Source organism: Kitasatospora sp. NPDC054939 (assembly GCF_053610105.1).
The window spans coordinates 114,052-132,203 of record NZ_JBSGXP010000003.1; the positions used below are offsets into that span (position 1 = coordinate 114,052).

General features: G+C 75.2%; 16 protein-coding genes. 8 read left to right on the forward strand and 8 right to left on the reverse strand.

Translation table 11 applies throughout. The annotated features are described in order from the left end of the window. Positions 1-45: 45 nt before the first annotated feature. Positions 46-1,458: a dihydropyrimidinase gene (hydA, locus tag ACWGB8_RS02180; protein WP_452209336.1), complete on the reverse strand. Its 1,413-nt coding sequence runs from the start codon at positions 1,456-1,458 to the stop codon at positions 46-48. Between the two features lie 13 nt (positions 1,459-1,471). After that, positions 1,472-2,314, reverse strand: a complete 843-nt coding sequence (locus tag ACWGB8_RS02185) for a nitrilase-related carbon-nitrogen hydrolase (RefSeq protein ID WP_452209338.1) — start codon at positions 2,312-2,314, stop codon at positions 1,472-1,474. A 510-nt stretch (positions 2,315-2,824) separates the two neighbouring features. On the opposite strand from ACWGB8_RS02185, the gene ACWGB8_RS02190 reads away from it, so the two are divergent. From ACWGB8_RS02190 to ACWGB8_RS02225, 8 genes are all read left to right on the forward strand, one after another. Then, complete coding sequence (locus ACWGB8_RS02190; RefSeq protein WP_452209339.1) at positions 2,825-6,127, forward strand: hypothetical protein; 3,303 nt, start codon at positions 2,825-2,827, stop codon at positions 6,125-6,127. A gap of 356 nt (positions 6,128-6,483) precedes the next feature. Next, entirely contained in the window at positions 6,484-7,101 is a 618-nt protein-coding gene (locus ACWGB8_RS02195; RefSeq protein WP_452209341.1) for a cysteine dioxygenase, read from the forward strand. Then, entirely contained in the window at positions 7,095-7,481 is a 387-nt protein-coding gene (locus ACWGB8_RS02200; protein WP_452209342.1) for a rhodanese-like domain-containing protein, read from the forward strand. Before ACWGB8_RS02195 ends, ACWGB8_RS02200 begins: the two co-directional genes overlap by 7 nt. Positions 7,482-7,758: 277 nt before the next feature. Next, positions 7,759-8,943, forward strand: coding sequence for an ABC transporter ATP-binding protein (locus ACWGB8_RS02205; protein WP_452209344.1), 1,185 nt, complete (start codon positions 7,759-7,761; stop codon positions 8,941-8,943). After that, positions 8,933-9,601: an ABC transporter permease gene (locus ACWGB8_RS02210; protein WP_452209346.1), complete on the forward strand. Its 669-nt coding sequence runs from the start codon at positions 8,933-8,935 to the stop codon at positions 9,599-9,601. Before ACWGB8_RS02205 ends, ACWGB8_RS02210 begins: the two co-directional genes overlap by 11 nt. Beyond that, positions 9,598-10,275 (forward strand): ABC transporter permease, encoded by a 678-nt coding sequence (locus ACWGB8_RS02215; protein WP_452209348.1) that lies wholly within the window; start codon positions 9,598-9,600, stop codon positions 10,273-10,275. Before ACWGB8_RS02210 ends, ACWGB8_RS02215 begins: the two co-directional genes overlap by 4 nt. A gap of 70 nt (positions 10,276-10,345) precedes the next feature. Beyond that, positions 10,346-11,281, forward strand: a complete 936-nt coding sequence (locus ACWGB8_RS02220) for an ABC transporter substrate-binding protein (protein WP_452209349.1) — start codon at positions 10,346-10,348, stop codon at positions 11,279-11,281. Between the two features lie 142 nt (positions 11,282-11,423). Beyond that, positions 11,424-11,981 (forward strand): hypothetical protein, encoded by a 558-nt coding sequence (locus tag ACWGB8_RS02225; RefSeq protein ID WP_452209351.1) that lies wholly within the window; start codon positions 11,424-11,426, stop codon positions 11,979-11,981. Between the two features lie 97 nt (positions 11,982-12,078). On the opposite strand, the gene ACWGB8_RS02230 is transcribed toward ACWGB8_RS02225, so the two are convergent. The 6 genes from ACWGB8_RS02230 to ACWGB8_RS02255 all read right to left on the reverse strand — a co-directional run bounded on the left by ACWGB8_RS02230 (position 12,079) and on the right by ACWGB8_RS02255 (position 18,078). Beyond that, on the reverse strand, positions 12,079-13,365 hold the full coding sequence (locus tag ACWGB8_RS02230) for a hypothetical protein (protein ID WP_452209353.1): 1,287 nt from the start codon (positions 13,363-13,365) through the stop codon (positions 12,079-12,081). A 629-nt stretch (positions 13,366-13,994) separates the two neighbouring features. After that, positions 13,995-15,290 (reverse strand): multidrug effflux MFS transporter, encoded by a 1,296-nt coding sequence (locus ACWGB8_RS02235; RefSeq protein WP_452209355.1) that lies wholly within the window; start codon positions 15,288-15,290, stop codon positions 13,995-13,997. A 140-nt stretch (positions 15,291-15,430) separates the two neighbouring features. Continuing rightward, complete coding sequence (locus ACWGB8_RS02240; RefSeq protein ID WP_452209357.1) at positions 15,431-15,904, reverse strand: hypothetical protein; 474 nt, start codon at positions 15,902-15,904, stop codon at positions 15,431-15,433. Positions 15,905-16,155: 251 nt separating this feature from the next. Then, a complete protein-coding gene (locus ACWGB8_RS02245) occupies positions 16,156-16,443 on the reverse strand; it encodes a hypothetical protein (protein ID WP_452209358.1) in 288 nt (95 codons plus the stop codon). Beyond that, complete coding sequence (locus ACWGB8_RS02250; protein WP_452209359.1) at positions 16,440-16,799, reverse strand: hypothetical protein; 360 nt, start codon at positions 16,797-16,799, stop codon at positions 16,440-16,442. Before ACWGB8_RS02250 ends, ACWGB8_RS02245 begins: the two co-directional genes overlap by 4 nt. Before the next feature lie 100 nt (positions 16,800-16,899). Further along, positions 16,900-18,078, reverse strand: coding sequence for an acyl-CoA dehydrogenase family protein (locus ACWGB8_RS02255; RefSeq protein ID WP_452209361.1), 1,179 nt, complete (start codon positions 18,076-18,078; stop codon positions 16,900-16,902). Positions 18,079-18,152: the final 74 nt, after the last annotated feature.

Here is an 18,152-nt window from a genome sequence, read left to right on the forward strand (position 1 = left end):
GACCGGCCCGGGGGTGCCGCGGACGGCGAAGCGGGCGCGCCGGGGTCAGACCAGGTACTGGCAGGTGTCCCGGCGCAGGAAGGCGCCGTGCCCGGCGCGGCCGCGCCAGTCGCCGTCGTCGAGGACGACCGTGCCGCGCGAGAGCACCGTCCGCACCTTGCCGGTGATCCGCTTGCCCTCGTAGGCCGAGTAGTCGACGTTCATGTGGTGGGTGGCGGCGGACACGGTCTGGACGGCCGCGGGGTCGTAGACGACGAGGTCGGCGTCGGCGCCGGGGGCGACGGTGCCCTTGCGCGGGTGCAGGCCGAACATCCGGGCGGGGGTGGTGCAGGCGATCTCGACCCAGCGGCGGCGGGTGATCCGGCCCTCGACCACGGCCTGGTGGAGCAGGTCCATCCGGTTCTCGACGCCGGGCAGGCCGTTGGGGATCTTCGAGAAGTCGCCGCGGCCCAGTTCCTTCTGCCCGACGAAGCAGAACGGGCAGTGGTCGGTGGAGACCACCTGGAGGTCGTTGGTGCGCAGCCCGCGCCAGAGCGCCTCCTGGTGCTCGCGCGGGCGCAGCGGGGTGCTGCACACGTACTTGGCGCCCTCGAAGCCGTCGACGCCGGTCTCGGCGAGGTTGTCGGTGGAGAGGAAGAGGTACTGCGGGCAGGTCTCGCCGAAGACGTTGAGGCCCTCGTCGCGGGCCCGGGCGAGTTCGGCGAGGGCGCTCGCGGCGGAGACGTGGACGACGTAGAGCGGGCTGCCGGCGACCTGGGCGAGCTTGATGGCGCGGTGGGTGGCCTCGGCCTCCAGCAGTTCGCGGCGGACCTCGCCGTGGTACCGGGGGTCGGTGCGTCCGGCGGCGAGGGCCTGTTCGACGAGGACGTCGATGGCGATGCCGTTCTCGGCGTGCATCATGATCAGTCCGCCGTTGGCGGCGCCGCGCTGCATGGCGCGCAGGATGCGGCCGTCGTCGCTGTAGAAGACGCCGGGGTAGGCCATGAAGAGCTTGAAGGAGGTGGACTCGCCGGAGCCGACGAGGGCGTCCATCTCCTTCAGCACGGCGTCGTTGACGTCGGAGACGATCGTGTGGAAGGCGTAGTCGATCGCGCAGTTGCCGTCGGCCTTGGCGTGCCAGGCGTCGAGCCCTTCGCGCAGGGTGCCGCCGACGGGCTGGACGGCGAAGTCGACGATGGTGGTGGTGCCGCCCCAGGCGGCGGCGCGGGTGCCGGTCTCGAAGGTGTCGGAGGCGGCCGTCCCGCCGAACGGGAGCTCCATGTGGGTGTGGGCGTCGACCCCGCCGGGGATGACGTAGTGCCCGGTGGCGTCGATGGTGCGGTCGGCGGTCCAGCCGGCGGCGGTGTCGCTGCCGCTCGCGGCGAGGGCGGCGATGCGCTCGCCCTCCACCAGGACGTCGGCGTGGAGTTCCTCGGTGGCGGTGATGACGAGGCCGCCCCGGATGACGGTTCGGGTCACAGCGGCTCTCCTCTCACGCCTCGCTCAGCGGTCCGTAGGCCTCGGGGCGGCGGTCGCGGTAGAAGGCCCACTGCTGGCGGACCTGCTCGATGAGGCCGAGGTCGAGGTCCCGGACGACGAGTTCCTCCTCCTTGTCGGAGGCGACGTCGCCGACGAACTGGCCGCGCGGGTCGACGAAGTAGGAGGTGCCGTAGAAGTCGTTGTCGCCGTACTCCTCGGTGCCGACCCGGTTGATGGCGGCGACGAAGTACTCGTTGGCGACGGCGGCGGCGGGCTGTTCGAGCTGCCAGAGGTAGGCGGAGAGGCCGCGGCTGGTGGCGGAGGGGTTGTAGACGATCTGGGCGCCGGCCAGGCCGAGGGCGCGCCAGCCCTCGGGGAAGTGGCGGTCGTAGCAGATGTAGACGCCGACCTTGCCGACCGCGGTGTCGAAGACGGGCCAGCCGAGGTTGCCGGGCTTGAAGTAGTACTTCTCCCAGAAGCCCTTGACCTGCGGGATGTGGTGCTTGCGGTACTTGCCGAGGTAGCTGCCGTCGGCGTCGATCACGGCGGCGGTGTTGTAGTAGACGCCGCTCTGCTCCTCCTCGTAGACCGGGACGACGATCACGAGGCCGAGTTCGCGTGCGAGGTCCTGCATCCGGCGGGTGGTGGGGCCGTCGGGGACGGGTTCGGCCCAGCGGTAGTGCTCGGGTTCCTGGACCTGACAGAAGTACGGGGAGTTGAAGACCTCCTGGAAGCCGATGATCTTCGCTCCCTGGGCGGCGGCCTCCCGGGCGTACCGCTCGTGGAGGGCGATCATCGACTCCTGATCGCCGGTCCACCTGGTCTGGACGAGGGCCGCGCGGACGATCTGCGACATGGGTTCCTCCGCAACTCCGGGGCCGGACTCGGGAGTCCGGCCTTCGGTCTGAGGGTCGGCGGGGCGGATCAACCTGCGGATCCACGTACGCAACCGGGCAGTGGCCGGGCAGCCCCCACCTGGCGTCTACGTGCGTAGACCATACGAAGACCGTAGGCCCGGCCTCGGTCGCCTGACAATACGTCGGGCGCAATGCCGCCGGGACGGTCTGGCGCGCGGACACGCGGGTACTCCCGGATGGGATGAAACGGTCATCTACCCCGCACGACCGCCCCTTACTCATTCGGGTGAATATCTGCACGAGGTGCTGCGCACTCCGGGAACGGCGGCCACGATGGCGCTCCCCATCCGCTACGAAGGGACGTCTATCGGCTAGGCCCTGTCCGGTCGATCTTGTCGGATCAGCGCGCGGCTCCCCCAGCCTTCGGCCGGGAGGTGCCCCCATTCCGCGCCCGGCTGGGCGTGCGCCCGGCAAGATCGGCCGGACAGGGCCTAGGAACGGAGGCGCGCGTGTCCAGTCCCACCCGCTCCGGCAGCGGCCCGCTCACCCGGCTGCTCCGCCGCATCGGCACGCCGCCCACCTGGGCCGACCGGCTGGCCCGGCGGCGCCCGGTGCCCGCCCCGGTCGGGGTGCTGCTGCCGATCGCCGCACTGCTGCCGCTCGCTCTCGGGGCCTCGCTGTTCGCCGGCCTGGCGCCCGTGGTCGACGACGTCGGGCTGCAGCTCGCCGGCACCCGCAGCACCGCCGCGGCCGTCGTCGGCGGGCGGGTCGCGGACTATCGCGACGCCGTCGGCGCCGACTACGCGCTGATCGGCGGGTACACCCTCACCCTCATCGCCGCCGGGCTGCTCGGCACCTACGTGTTCGCCCGGCGCCGCAAGCGGCTCGCCGCCCTGGCCGCCGCCGGTGCGGCCCTGGCGGCCGGGCTCTGCGACGTCGCGGAGAACCTGCTGCTCGGCAGCGCGCTGACGGACCTGCCGGGCGGCTCCGACGCGCTCTGGACCGGCGCGGCCGGCTTCGCCACCGTCAAGTGGCTGCTGCTGGTGCCGGCCGGGGTGCTCGCGGCGGTCTCGCTCGCCGTGACCTTCACCCGGGCCCTGCACGCCGTGCTCCGCTCGCTGCGCCGCACCCCGCCGCCCGACCTCGCACCACCTGGACCGAACGGCCCGGCCGACCCCGCGGCGGACACCCGCCCCACGACGGAGGCCCGCCCCACGACGGAGGCCCGCCCCACGACCGGGTCCGCACCGCCGGACGACGCGAACTCGACGCCGGACGGCGGGGACGCGACGCAGGACGGAGCGGTCCGGGGGCCCGAGGTGATCCCGCCCTGGCCGGTGGCCACCGCCGCCGGGGAGTACTGGCCCGCCCGGCCGCGCCCGCAGGAGCAGGCGCAGGCACACCGCGAGGCCCGCTGGCGCAACGGCGCCCGGGTGCCGCCCGGGCGGGAGAACGCCCGGCTCGGCTTCTGCGTCTCCGGCGGCGGGATCCGCTCCGCCTGCGTCACGCTCGGCGCGTTGCAGGCGCTGCGGCCGTGGCTCACCCGGGCCCGCTACCTGGTCTCCGTCTCCGGCGGCGGGTACACCGCGGGCGCCATGCAACTGGCGCTCAGCGACTCGGCGCCGGACTGCGCGGAGCGCGCGGTCGCCGGGGTCACCGCCGACGAGGTCATGGCCCCCGGCTCCCCCGAGGAGGACCACCTCCGCCGGCACTCCAAGTACGTCGCCGACGGCACCGGCGAGTGGCTGGTCGCCCTCGGGACGGTGCTGCGCGGACTGCTCGCCGCCCTCACCCTGCTGCTGGCCACCGTCCTGGTGATCGGTCTGGCGCTCAGCTGGACGTACCACCTGGTGCCGGTCGCCGACCTCTCCGGGCTGGCTGACCCCGGGCTCGCCCGCGGCACCGGCGCCGCGCTGCCGGAGCCGGAGTTCCGGCGCCCGGCCGTGCTGGCCCTGCTCGGGCTGCTGGCCGCCGCCGCAGTCTGCTGGCTGCTCTGGCTGCTGAGCTTCTCCCTGCTCGGCTGGGACCGCCTGCTGCCGCAGCTGCTCACCGCGATCGGCCGGACGGCGGTGGTGCTGGCCCTGCTGCTCACCGCCGGTGCGGTGGTCGTGCCGGCCGCCGCCTGGGGTGCCGTCCGGTTGCGGTCCGGCCTGGAGGTCGGCGCCCCGCAGACCGGCGCGGGCGTGACCGTCACCGTGCTGACCTCCTACCTGGCCGTGCTGGTGGGCACCCTGTGGCGCCGACGCCAGACGCTCGGCCGCCGGATGCTCGCGCCGCGCCGCCGGCGCCGGGCGGACGGCGGGGAGGAACTCAGCCGGGGGGTGGCCACCGGGCTGCTGCAGTACCTGGTGGTGTGGGTGGCGCTGCTGCTGCTCGGGGCGGGGGCGCTGATCGCCCTCGGCTGGGCGGTCGCCACCGGCCACGCCTGGCCGCCGGTCGCCCAGGTGCTGCTGCCGCTGGTGCTGTTCGCGATCGGCTGGAACCTCGACCAGACCTGGATGAGCCTGCACCCGTTCTACCGGCTGCGGCTGGCCTCGGCGTTCGCGGTCCGGCGCGCCGTGGAGGGCGGCGAGGCGCTGGCCCGCCCCTACCGCTTCGACCGGGAGCCGACCACGCTCAGCCACTACGGGGCCCGGCGGGCGGACTTCCCGCAGGTGATCTTCGCGGCGGCGGCCAACCTCTCCGGCTCCGACCGCACCCCGCCGGGCCGCCACGCGGTCTCGTACACCTTCTCGTACGACTACGTCGGCGGGCCCGACGTGGGCTGGGCCAAGACCTCCTGCCTGGAGGAGCGCACCAAACGGCACATCGCGCGGGACCTCACCGTGCAGTCGGCGATGGCCGTCTCGGGGGCGGCGTTCTCCTCGGCGATGGGGCGTCAGGCGCGCGCCTTCCAGGGCCTGTTCGCGGTGACCAACACCCGGCTGGGCACCTGGCTGCCCAACCCGGCGGCGCTCGCCACCCTCTGGGAGCCCGGCCGGGACTGGCGGCTCGCCCCGCAGCCGGTGGTCCGCCGACTGCAGTACCTGCTGCGCGAGCTGTTCGGCCGCTACCCGATGGACGACCGCTTCCTGCTCACCTCCGACGGCGGGCACTACGAGAACCTGGGCCTGGTCGAACTGCTGCGGCACGGCGTCCAGACGGTGGTCTGCATCGACGCCAGCGGCGACACCCCGCCGTTCTCGACCACGCTCGCCGAGGCGATCGCCCTGGCCCGCGAGGAGCTCGGCATCGTCATCCGGCTGCACCAGCCGGAGGTGCTGATCCCGGGCAGCGCCGGGTACCTGCCCCCCGAGCGCGCGGCGGCCGACGGGGCCGGGCCGGACGGTGCCGGGCCGAACGGGGAGGAGCCGAACGGGGAGGAGCCCGCGGCCGGTTGGGCCGGCGACCCGCAGGCCCACCCGCTGTACGGGCTGCGCGGACTGCCGGCCCAGCTCGCGCCCCGGCTGTCGGCGCGGGCGGTGATCACCGGGGACATCATCTACCCCGAGCCGCTCCGGATCGACGGGCGCAGTTGCGGTAACCGGGGCCGGCTGATCGTGGCCCGGGCCGCGCTCACCCCCGACATGCCGTACGAGCTGCACTCGTACGCGGTGTCCAACCCGGTGTTCCCGCGGGACAGCACCAGCGACCAGTGGTTCGACCACCAGCAGTTCCACTCCTACCAGGCGCTGGGCCGCTACCTCGGGGAGCAGGCGGCGGGCCGGGTGAAGGCCGCGACGGCCGCCGCCGCGACCGGTTCGGGCGGCCGCCCGCGGGCCGGGGAGCCGGCCGCCGAGGGGGCCGCGGAGGGGGCGGTCGAGGCGGGCTGACCGGCCCGGACGCGCCACGACACGTCCGGTCCGGGCCGTGGACCTCGCTTGACGGGCGCCCGCCCGGTCGGCGAGGATCCCGGGCATGGAATCCGGCACCGTTCTGGTCTGCCGCCTGCACGTCGATCTGCGACGCCAGGCGAGTTCCATCTGTGCCTGTTGATCCAGCCCTCTCCCGCCGGCCCCGCCCTGTGACCTCCGCCAGGGTCCGCGCCGCGCACTCCTGATCCGCACCACCGCCCCCCGGTCCGCCGTCCGGTCCCGGGGCCGTGCGGTTCGCCGTCGCCGCTCCGCCGCATCCCTCTGCTGCTGCCGCTGCCGCACACCCGGCTCCGGCCCGACCCGAGGACACCCCGATGAGCCTGGACCTCGTACTGTCCGACCCGGACGCCCCCGACTCCGCTCGTACCGCCGACGCCCGTTCCACCGACGCCCCCGCCCTCCCCGTCCGCCCCGCTGCCGTCCACGCCTCCGCCGCACCCTCCGTGCAGGGACCGGACGGCGCCGGCCGGGGCCGCGGCCTGCTGTCGCCGAGCGTGCTGCGCGGGATCGTCCGCGAGCTGGCCGAGCAGCCCGACCGGTGGATCCACCTGGTCCGGCTCTCCACCGAGGAGCGCTGGTACCGGCGGCTGGCCGGCGACGAGGACCACGAGGTGTGGCTGATCAGCTGGCTGCCCGGGCAGTCGACCGGCTTCCACGACCACGGCGGCTCGCGGGGCGCGTTCACCGTGGCGCTCGGCGAGTTGGAGGAGCTGTCGCTGGGCGGACCGGACCACGACCTGCTGGTCCGCCGGATCAACTCCGGCACCGCGCGCTCCTTCGGCCCCAAGTACGTGCACGACGTGCGCAACACGGCGTCCGGGCCGGCGGTGACCATCCACGCGTACTCGCCGCCGCTGAGTTCCATGGCGCACTACGACCTGCGGGCCGGCGGGCTCGTCCGTACTTCGGTGGAAGGACCCGAGCAGTGGTGACGACGATCGACGACCTGGTGGAGCGGGCGCGCGAGGGCGTCCACCGGCCGCGCGGCCCGGAGGCGTACGAGGCGCAGCGGGCGGGCGCGCTGCTGGTGGACATCCGGCCGGCGGCGCAGCGGGCGGCCGAGGGGGAGATCCCGGGGGCGCTGGTGATCGAGCGCAACGTCCTGGAGTGGCGGCTGGATCCGGCGGGCAGCCACCGCATCCCGGAGGCGACCGGCTACGGGGTCGAGGTGATCGTGGTCTGCTCGGCGGGGTACGCGTCGAGCCTGGCGGCGGCCTCGCTGCGCGAGCTGGGGCTGCACCGGGCGACCGATCTGGACGGCGGCTTCGTGGGGTGGGCCGCCGACGGACTGCCGACCACCGGCGGCAGTTGACGCTGCACCCGGCGACGGGCGACGCGGATGACCGGGATGCGGAGGAATCCGCCCGGATCCGCGTCGTTCCGGTGCGACCCGTGGGAAATCACGGACAGGAGATGATCCAGGTCATAGTCTGATCAGAGTTTCCGCCGGTCCGATGCCGGGCAGCCACGCGGGCGGAGAACGCCCGGGCAGCCGAGCATGACGATCCGTCAGGACGGGTCGGCGCGCCGCCGGCTGCCGACGACCGAGCCAACGGCGCCCCCGCGGGCGCCTCGACGAGGAAACCGCTGTGATCAGATTCGAGGGCGCCGGCAAGCGCCACCCGGACGGCACGATCGCCGTCGAGGGCATCGACCTGGACGTTCCGACCGGACGGACCACCGTCCTGGTCGGCCCCTCCGGCTGCGGGAAGACCACCCTGCTGCGGATGGTGAACCGGATGGTCGAGCCGACCTCGGGGCGGGTGCTGCTGGACGGGCGCGACGTCGCCGGACTGGACCCGGCCAAGCTGCGCCGCGGCATCGGCTACGTGATCCAGCAGGCGGGCCTCTTCCCGCACCGGCGGGTGATCGACAACATCGCCACCGTGCCCCGGCTGCTCGGCTGGGACCGCCGCCGGGCCCGCGCCCGCGCCGCCGAACTGCTGGAACTCGTCGGTCTGGCACCGGAGACCGCCCGGCGCTACCCCTTCCAGCTCTCCGGCGGCCAGCAGCAGCGCGTGGGGGTGGCCCGGGCGCTGGCGGCCGACCCGCCGGTGCTGCTGATGGACGAGCCGTTCAGCGCCGTCGACCCGGTGGTGCGCGCCGGGCTGCAGGAGGAACTGCTGCGCCTGCAGTCCGAGTTGCACAAGACGGTGCTGTTCGTCACGCACGACATCGAGGAGGCCGTCCGGCTCGGCGACCAGGTGGTGGTGCTGCGCGAACGCGGCCGGATCGCCCAACTCGCCGATCCGCACACCCTGCTGACGGCCCCAGCGGACGACGGCGTGGCCGCGTTCCTGGGCCGCGACCGCGGGCTGCGCGGCCTGGGCCTGCGCCCGGCCGCCGCGGTCGCCGTCCGGCCGGTGGCCGAGGGACTGCGCTACGGCAGCTGGGAGTTGGCGGTCGACGACGAGCGGCGCCCGATCGGCTGGATCGACCGCGCCGCGGTCACCGCCGAACTCCTTCCGGCGGCCGGCTACCGGCCCGCGGCCGACACCCTGCGCACCGCGCTGGACGCCGCCGTGCTCTCTCCCGCCGGGGTCGCCGTCGCGCTCGACGACGAGGGCCGGGCCACCGGCACCGCGAGCCGCGAGGCCGTCCTAGCCGCGCTCGCCGACCTGCCGCCCGGCCCCGCCCGGCCGGAGGAACAGCCGGGCGTCGCAGAGGAGCGGGGCGTCGCGGAGAAGCGGCCGGGCGTCGCGGAGGAGCGGGGCGTCGCGGAGGCCGTCCCGATAGCGGCCGGCGAACCGGAGGGTCCGACCGGTGGACGATGAACCGCTCGTCCGGTGGTACTGGATCGGCGACCACCTCGGCTACCTCGGCGACCTGCTGCTCGACCACGCCGTGATCTCCCTGGTGCCGGTGCTGATCGGGCTGCTGGCCGCCGTGCCGCTGGGCCTGGCCTGCACCCGGTTCCCCCGGCTCTACCAGCCGCTCGCCGCCGTCTTCAACATCGTCTACGCGCTGCCCTCGCTGGCCGTCTTCGTGGTGCTCATCCCCTACACCGGACTGGCCACCCGGGAGACCGTGATGGTGCCGCTGACCTTCTACGCCCTCGCCGTGCTGCTGCCGACCACGGTGGACGGGCTGCGCGCCGTCCCGGAGTCGGTGCGGCAGGCGGCCACCGCGATGGGGTACGGGCCGTGGCACCGGCTGGCCTCGGTGGAACTGCCCGCCGCCGTCCCGTACCTGCTCGCCGGGCTGCGGGTGGCGGCGGTGGCCAGCATCTCGCTGGCCAGCGTGGGCGCGCTGGTCGGCCGGGGCGGGCTGGGCTACCTCTTCATCGACGGCTTCCAGCGGACCTTCCCGACCCCGATCGTGGCCGGCATCGCGCTGATCGCCGCCCTGGCGCTGGCCGTCGACCTGCTGCTGGTCGGCGCCCGCCGGGTGCTCGCACCGTGGGCCGTCCGGGAGAAGGGAGCGGGCCGGTGAACTGGCTCTCCTGGCTGGGCGACTTCTTCTCCTCGCCCGACCGCCGCAGCGGCAGCAACGCGATCCTGCACCGGGTGGCCGAGCACCTGCTGCTCTCCGGCGAGGCCCTGCTGTACGCGGCCGTGCTGGCCGTCCCGCTCGGTCTGGTGATCGGCTACACCGGACGCGGCGCCACCGCGGTGACCGCGCTGGCCGGTGCCGCCCGGGCCCTGCCGACCCTCGGCCTGGTCACCCTGGCGGTGCTGCTCGCCGGGGTCGGCGACACGGCCGTCCTGGTGCCGCTGGTCGCGCTGGCCGCGCCGCCGCTGCTGGTGGCCGCGGTGGAGGGGGTGCGCGGCACCGATCCCGACGTCCGCGACGCAGCGCGCGGGGTCGGGCTGACCCACCCCCAGGTGCTCTGGCAGGTCTGCATCCCGGCCGCGCTGCCGGCCCTGCTGGCCGGCTTCCGGACCGCAACCGTGCAGGTGGTCGCCACCGCCACGGTCGCCGCGTACGTGGGCCTCGGCGGGCTCGGCCGGTACGTGATCGACGGCCTGGCCACCCGCGACTTCGCGGTGACGGTGGGCGGCGCGCTGCTGGTGGTGCTGCTCGCGGTCGGCGCCCAGCTGTTCTTCGCCCTGCTCGCCCGGTTCGCGCTCCCGCCGGGACTGCGGGCCGGGCGCCGGAAGGGCTGACCTCCGGTCGTACCGCCGCCGGCCGACGGCCGCCGGTGTCCATCCCACCCCTCGAAAGGATCGTCCCACCATGTCGACACAGATCCGCCGGGCGCTCGCCCTCACCACGCTGGCCGCCCTGGCACTCGGGGCCACCGCCTGCGGCTCCTCGGCCGACAACCCGCTGGGCGGCGCCGGTTCCTCGGCCGCCGGGGCCTCGGGGGCCGCCTCCGGAGGCGGTTCGACCGTCGTGGTCGGCTCGGCGAACTTCCCGGAGAACGTGCTGCTCGGCTCGATCTACTCGCAGGCGCTGAAGGCCAAGGGCGTCAAGGTCGAGGAGAAGTTCAACATCGGCAGCCGCGAGGTGCTCTACGGGCAGGTGCAGAACGGCAGCCTCACCGTGCTGCCGGAGTACAACGGCGCCCTGCTCGGCTACCTCGACCCGAAGACCACCGCCGCCACCAAGGCGGAGGTCAACGCGGCCCTGGCCAAGGCGCTGCCGGCCTCGCTCGGGATACTGGACTCCGCGCCCGCCGAGGACAAGGACTCACTGAGCGTCAGCAAGGAGACCGCCGACAAGCACGGTCTGAAGACCATCGCCGACCTCGCCGCGAAGTCCGGCGAGTTCGCCATCGGCGGGCCGCCGGAGTTCAAGTCGCGCCGCGAGCAGCAGTTCAAGGACGTCTACGGGCTGACCTTCAAGGAGTGGAAGCCGACCGGCGAGACCACCGCGAACGCGCTGAAGGACGGCGCGATCCAGGTCGGCAACGTGTTCACCACCGACCCGAAGATCGTCCAGCTGAAGCTGGTCGCGCTGGAGGACCCGAAGAACCTGTTCGGCGCCCAGAACGTCACCCCGCTGGTCAACAAGGCCGGGGTGGACGCCAAGGCGACCGCCGCGCTCAACGCGGTGTCGGCGAAGCTGGACACCGCCGGGCTGACGGCGCTGATGAAGCGGGTCGCCGTCGACAAGGAGGACCCGTCGGCGGTGGCCAAGGACTGGCTGAAGGCCAACGGCCTGGGCTGACGGCCCGGGACGGCGACCGACGGCGACGGCCCGCAGGGGCGGACCGCACCGACGGGACGCCGGCGACGGCCCGGGGGCGGAGCGCCGCTCCCGGGCCGTCGGGATCTTCCCTTCGATGCCGCGGACATGACAGTGTGGCGGCATGCGCACTCGCCTCCTCGCCGCCACCCTCACGGCGCTCGCCACGGTGGGGCTCGCCGCCTGCTCCGGATCCGGCTCCGACACCGCCGCCGGGACCCCGAGCGCCTCCCCCACCGCAGCGTCGTCGACGACCGCGCCCGCCGGCGGCTCCCCCACCGCCGCACCGACCGGGCCCGCCGACGCCACCACCCCGGCCACCACCCCCGCCGGCACCCCGGGCCCGACCGCCGAGGGCTCCGCCCCCGCCAAGCCCGCCCCGCCGTCCGACGCCGGACTGCCGGCCAAGCCGAACGCGGACCTCACAGCCAAGGTGGTCACCGCACTGGAGGCGATCGACCCGGCCATCGTCGGCGGCAAGCCCGAGCAGGCCGTCGACCGGGCCCGCAACCAGTGCCAGGCGATGTACCAGTTCCCGAAGGACCGTGCCAAGCTGGTCGAACTGACCCAGCAGCGCTTCACCTCCCCCGAGCACCCGCAGGGGTTCGGGCCGGAGAAGTCCGAGAAGATCCTGGAGGCCCTGCGCGCCACGCTCTGCCCGGCGGCGCCCGCGTCCAGGTGACGCCTCCCCAGAACCGCCCGGTGTCCTGAGCACCGGACGGGCCGTGGCCGCGCACCCCCGCCGGGTCGCGCGGCCACGGACACCCCCCGCGACCGGGTCAGCGGAAGCGGGAGCTGCGGACCGGGCCGCTGGAGCGGCAGCGGTCCCGCGGACCGGCCGACCAGCGGGCCGCGACCGAGCGGACGAAGTCCGCCAGGGCCCCGTCCGGATCCGCCGGCGTCTCCCCGTCGCCCTCGTCCTGGGTCGGATCGGCGGCCAGGACCTCCGCCGCCAGTTCCTCGGCCGGCCGGTCGTCCACCGTGCCGTCGAGCTGCTCCCAGGGCGCCTTGACCACCTGGCCGAGCAGCCCGGAGACGTCCGCCGAGACGGCGGGGGTGTCCGTCCAACAGGTCGCGTGCTCGTACAGCACCTCGCCCGGCGCCCGCTCCACCAGCCGGGCCACCAGCGCGCCGTCCACCGCACCCAGGTCGTACGCGACCACCAGGGCGTCCGCGGTGCCCGGCCGGTACGGGGCCGCGGGCAGGCCGAACAACTCGGCGGCGGCCAGCCCCAGCGCCCGGCTGGAGCGGTCCGGCAGCAGGGCGACCGACCGCGGCCGGGAACCCGCCGCGTCCAGCACCACCCGCAGCCGCTCCAGCGCGTGCCGGCAGTGCGTGAACCCGTCCTGCAGGAAGGCCCAGCGGCCGGTCATCCCCGCCGCGAAACCGTACGGGGAGAGGGTGGCCAGCACACCGCCGGTCAGCACGAAGTGCCAGGCGCGCAGGGCCCGGTGGTCCAACGCCTCCGGGCCGAGGAGGTCGGCGCGGGCCAGGGCCCGGCCGAGCCGGTCCGCGGCGGGCTGCCAGGGCCCGGCCGGGGCGGACAGGCCGTCGAAATCGCGTCGGGCGGCGGCCTGGTCACCGGCCATCAGGGCGTTGTAGGCCAGCAGGTAGCGTTCCGGCCAGTCGCGCAGGGCGGCCTCGTGGCGGCGCAGAACGGCCGCGGCCTCGCCGTGCCGCTCGTCGTCCTCCAGGGCGGTGGCGAGTTCGGCGAGCACCTTCCGCAGCTCCCCCTCGTCCCGGCCCCGGACCCGGGCGGGCAGGCCGCGCGGTTCGGCGGCCAGCCGCAGCGCCTCGGTGAGCGGGGGAACGGCGAGGAAGGAGGCACCGCGCTCGACGCAGGCGTAGCCGTACCGGTAGAGCGCGGCCCCGTCCGCGGGGGCGGCGACCACCGCGCCCGCCGCCTCGGCGAGGTCCTCGAACCCGGCACCCGCGGCCAGCCGCTCGACCAGCGGGGCCGCCGCCGTGGCGGGCAACTCGTCGACCACGGACCGTAGTTCGCGCAGCGCGGCGGCAGCGTCGCCGGCCTCCAGCCGGGTCCAGGCGGTGTCGAGCGGGTTCGTCACAGAAGGTACCTCCGAAGCAGTGGGAGCAGGGGGATCGGTGCGAGCAGGGGGAGCGGTGGGAGCGGTGCCGGGCCGCGGGCGCGCCGGAGCGGGCCGGTGGGCGGCGGGCGCGGGCGGGCCCGGAGCGGACGGGGTGCCCGGTGGGGCGGAGGCGGTCGGCCGGTCCGGTGCGGCGGGCAGCGGGGCACGGCTCGGGACGGCGGAACGCGGAACGGCAGGGCGGTGGCCCGAACGGGGGACCGCGGCGGTGGGAGCCGGATCGCTGCGGGCGCACGGCGCCGGCGCAGGGCCGCCGGTGGACGGCGGCAGGGCGGGGCTCACCGGCTCGGGCGGTGGCCGCCCTTCCTGGAGGAGTCACTCATGGGCGCGATCATGTCGGACCGCGCCGCGCCCGCGCAACCGGATTCGGCGGCGGCCCGGACGGCCCGGACGGCCCGGACGGCTCGGACGGCTCGGACGGCTCGGGCTCCCCGCGGCGGGGCCGAACGGCGGGTGCGCGCGGTGACGGGCGCCGTGGCGGCGCCCGAACGGCGCGGGGACCGAACGGCGCGGGGACCGAACGGCGCGGGGACCGAACGGCGCGGGGCCCCGCCGCCGAGCGGTGGGGCCCCCGCGGACCGGACTGCGGGTCAGACGGCGGACTGCAGGTCAGCGGCCGGCTGCCGCCGGCAGAGTGCCAGGAACACCACCGCCGCGAGCACCGCGTTGGCCAGCACGACCACCCCGAGCAGCGCCGCCGACGGCTCGCCGCCGAGGCTGCTCAGCGGCGCCATCAGCGCACCGCAGAGGAAGGTGCCGGTGCCGATCAGCGCCGAGGCCGAGCCCGCCGACTGCGGCGGCACCAGACTGAGCGCCTGCGCCGCCGAGTTCGGCATCACCACACCCAGACTGCCCATCAGGACGAACAGCGTCGCGCTCACCGCGACCAGGCCGCCGTCCCACACCGCCGTCACCATGACCAGCACCACCCCGGCGGCCACCAGCACCGCCAGCCCGCTGAGCATCAGCGCCCGGCCGGTGAAGCGCTGCGCCAGCACCCGGCCGTTCAACTGGTTGACCCCGACCAGCGCCAGTGAGTTCAGGCCGAACAGCAGCCCGTAGGTTTGCGGGGACACCTGGTACACGTGCTGGAGCACCGTCGAGGAGCCGCTGATGTAGCCGAACAGCGCACCGAACGAGAAGGTGCTGGTCAACGCCAGGCCCAGGAACCGGCGTTCGCGCAGCAACCCGCCCATGGTCCGCAGGGTGGCGCCCAGCCCGCCGCCGCGCCGGGACTCCGGGGGCAGCGTCTCGCGCAGCCCCAGCACCGCCACCACCGTCAGCAGCAGACCCAGCGCGGCCAGCACCCCGAAGGTGCCCCGCCAGGAGGTGACCCGCATCAGCTGCGAACCGATGATCGGCGCGAGGATCGGGGCGAGCCCGGATATCAGGCTGATCGAGGCGAGGAAGCGCAGCATCGCCACCCCCTCGAACCGGTCGCGGGCCACCGCCCGTCCGATCACCAGGCCGGCGGCCCCGGCCGCGCCCTGGACGAAGCGGCCGGCCACCAGCACCGTCAGGTTCGGGGCGTAGACGCAGACCAGGGTGGCCAGGGTGTAGACGACGAGCCCGGCGAGCAGCGGGGGCCGGCGGCCCAGCCGGTCGCTGAGCGGCCCGAAGATCAGCTGCCCGGCGGCGACCCCGAACATCGAGAAGGTGAGGGTGAGCTGCACCGCCGCAGGCTCGGCGGCGAAGTCGGCGGCGATCGCGGGCAGGCCCGGCAGGTAGAGGTCGGTGGTCAGCGGGCCGAGCGCGACCAGACCGCCGAGCACGGCGACGGTCGCCCGACCGGGCCGGCCGGCGGCTTCCCGACCGGTGCGGTCGGGCTCGCCACTGGCAGGGTCGGTCGACGTCTCGCCGGGGGCATCGGCGGTCGGACCAGGCATGGGGCTCCTCACGGGACGGGCGGGGGTCACTGCTCCGTCCTACCCCAGCCCCCTCGGGCCCCGACACCCGGGGTCGGCCGCGTGGATCATCGACGGCCCGACCCCGGCCCCGCTGGCGTCCGCCCCGGTGGCGTCCGGCCTCAGTGGCGGCCGGTGCGCGCGGCGGCCTGGACGGCGGCGCCGTCCTGCCAGGCGTAGAGCTGATCGCCGGCCACGGTGACGTTGTAGTGGCCGCAGGTGCCGGTGCGCTTGGCCGCGACGTCGGTCGGGAACCAGCCCGCCCTGAGGCGGACGGTCACCGCGGTGGTCCGGCCGGTCTCGGTGGCGGTGCACCCCGCGGGGAGCCGCCCGCCGGGCACGGTGGCGCGCAGCAGGCGGTCGTCGCCGCTGGTGGAGCGCAGGTACTGGACCGCGCGCGCGTCGTCGGGCAGCCAGGACGGCGGCACCGCCCGGCGGTCCGCCTTGGCCTCGGTGCCGGTCGCGTACGCGGTCTGCTCGCGGGTGCGGCCGTCGTACCAGTCGGACACCCGGGGACCGACCGCCACCGCGGCGACCGCGACCGCCATCCCCGTACCCGCCACCCCGACGACGAGCTTGCTCACGATGCCCCTCATGCCGTCCTGTCCTCTCCGTTTCCGCGGCGTTCCGGGGTGCTCCCCGGGTGGGTCCGCCGACCGTGCTCCCATCCTGGCGGGGCCGACCGCGCCCGGTCGTCCCCTCCAGGTCGCGTTCCGCCCTCCGACCCACGGGGTGGCGTCTCCACCCTGAGGAGTACGACGGGCCGGACCGGCCTCGGGGTTGCCTCCCCGGCAGGGACTTTCCGCCCGGGGTGCCGCGGGGCCGGTCCGGACCCGCGGCGGGCGCATCAGCGCGGCCGGACGAAGCGCCGGTCCGCGGGTGCCAGCCGGTCGGCGGGCCCGGCGGCGCAGTGGTCGGCCCGCCCGCCGTCCGGCGGGTGTGCGCGCGGCAGGCGGCTGCCGTCCGGGTACACGGCCGGCGGGAAGGACTTGTCGGCGGGCGGCTTGACGAAGGCCGGTTCGCGCAGCCCCGGGCGTCGGCGAGGGTGGCCGCGGCGGGCGGCCTCCCCGGCCAGCAGGACCGTGGTGGAGGTCTGCTGGGCGGAGGTCAGGAGGACCCCGGGCGCGCTGGTCACTGCGGGGCGCCGAAGGTGTGCACGACCTCGATCCGGCCGACGATGTGGCGGTTGAACTCCGCCAGCTCCTCGGCGGGCACCCAGAGTTCGAGGATGGTCCGGCCGCCGGCCTGCCGCACCGGGTAGCGGGCCAGGAAAGCGGTCTCCACCTCGAAGCGGGTGACGTGGCCGACGCCGGAGGCCGGCACGTTCCAGTCGCGGGCGATCCGGATGGCGTAGTCCTCGTTCAGCACCGGGTAGAAGATCGGCTGGTCGGGCAGCCGGGGCGGCCAGGCGCGCCGGTCGGCGGCCTCGACCAGGGCGAGTTCCCGGGGGCCGGTGGGGCGCCAGAGGGTCGTGGTCGGGGTTCCGGTCATGGGCAGCGACGGTAGCCGGGCCGCGAACGGCCCGGCCAGCGGTTTTCGGACGGCGGCGGTCCCGCGCGGCACCCCTGGAGGGACGGGCGGGGGGCACGGCTCAGCGGTAGGCGGCCTCGCCGGTGATGGTCTCGCCGAGGACCAGCGTGTGGATCTCGCTGGTGCCCTCGTAGGTCAGCACCGACTCCAGGTTGTTGGCGTGCCGCAGCACCGGGTACGCGGTGGTGATGCCGTTGGCGCCCAGCACCGTGCGGGCGCTGCGGGCGATCTCCAGCGCGGTCCGGACGTTGTTGAGCTTGCCGAAGCTGATGTGCGCGGGGCGGGCGGCGCCCTGGTCCTTGAGCCGGCCGATCCGCAGCGCGACCAGGTACGCCTTCTCGACCTCCAGCATCATGTCGACCAGCTTCTGCTGGGTGAGCTGGAAGCCGGCGATCGGGCGGTCGAACTGGGTCCGGGACTTCGCGTAGTCGAGGGCGGCCGTGTAGCAGTCGCGGGCGGCACCGACGGTGCCCCAGAGGATGCCGTAGCGGGCCTCGCCGAGCGAGGAGAGCGGTCCGCGCAGCCCGGTGACGCCCGGCAGCACAGCGTCGGCGGGCAGCACGACCTCGTCGAAGGCGAGTTCGCTGGTGACGGAGGCCCGCAGGGAGAGCTTGCCGGGCACGTCGGTCGCGGTGAATCCGGGCATGCCGGGCTCCACGAGGAAGCCGCGCACGCCGTCGTCGGTCTGCGCCCAGACCACCGCGACGTCGGACACCGAGCCGTTGGTGATCCACATCTTGCTGCCGGAGAGCACCCAGTCGGTGCCCTTGCGGCGGGCCCGGGTGCGCATGTCGGCGGGGTCGGAGCCGACGTCCGGTTCGGTGAGGGCGAAGCAGCCGATGAGTTCGCCGGCGGCCAGGCCGGGCAGCCAGCGCTGCTTCTGCTCCTCGCTGCCGAAGGCGTGGACGGAGCGCATCGCGAGCGAGCCCTGGACGGAGACGAAGCTGCGCAGCCCGGAGTCGGCGGCCTCCAGCTCCATGCAGGCGACGCCGTACTCGACGGCGGTGGAGCCGGTGCAGCCGTAGCCGTCGAGGTGCATGCCGAGGACGCCCAGCGCGCCGAGTTCGGGCGCGAGTTCGCGGGCCGGGAAGACGCCGCGCTCAAACCAGTCGCCGACGCGGGGGCGGATCCGCTCGTCGGCCCACGCCCGCACGGTGTCGCGGATGAGCCGCTCCTCGTCGGTGAGGAGGTCGCCGACGGCGAGCAGGTCGGCGGGGTCGATCCGGGTCGGCTTCGTCACGGACGCTCCTTGTAGTCTTCGGCGGGGACCGGTTCGGGGTGGCACCGGTCGCAGGTGCCGGTTCGCGGGTACCC

Bases quoted from the DNA above. Each gene is read 5' to 3' on its own strand.
- ACWGB8_RS02195 (WP_452209341.1), top strand. From the start codon at position 6,484: ATGAGCCTGGACCTCGTACTGTCCGACCCGGACGCCCCCGACTCCGCT.
- ACWGB8_RS02220 (WP_452209349.1), top strand. From the start codon at position 10,346: ATGTCGACACAGATCCGCCGGGCGCTCGCCCTCACCACGCTGGCCGCC.
- ACWGB8_RS02250 (WP_452209359.1), bottom strand. From the start codon at position 16,799: ATGACCGGAACCCCGACCACGACCCTCTGGCGCCCCACCGGCCCCCGG.
- ACWGB8_RS02240 (WP_452209357.1), bottom strand. From the start codon at position 15,904: ATGAGGGGCATCGTGAGCAAGCTCGTCGTCGGGGTGGCGGGTACGGGG.
- ACWGB8_RS02235 (WP_452209355.1), bottom strand. From the start codon at position 15,290: ATGCCTGGTCCGACCGCCGATGCCCCCGGCGAGACGTCGACCGACCCT.
- ACWGB8_RS02225 (WP_452209351.1), top strand. From the start codon at position 11,424: ATGCGCACTCGCCTCCTCGCCGCCACCCTCACGGCGCTCGCCACGGTG.
- ACWGB8_RS02185 (WP_452209338.1), bottom strand. From the start codon at position 2,314: ATGTCGCAGATCGTCCGCGCGGCCCTCGTCCAGACCAGGTGGACCGGC.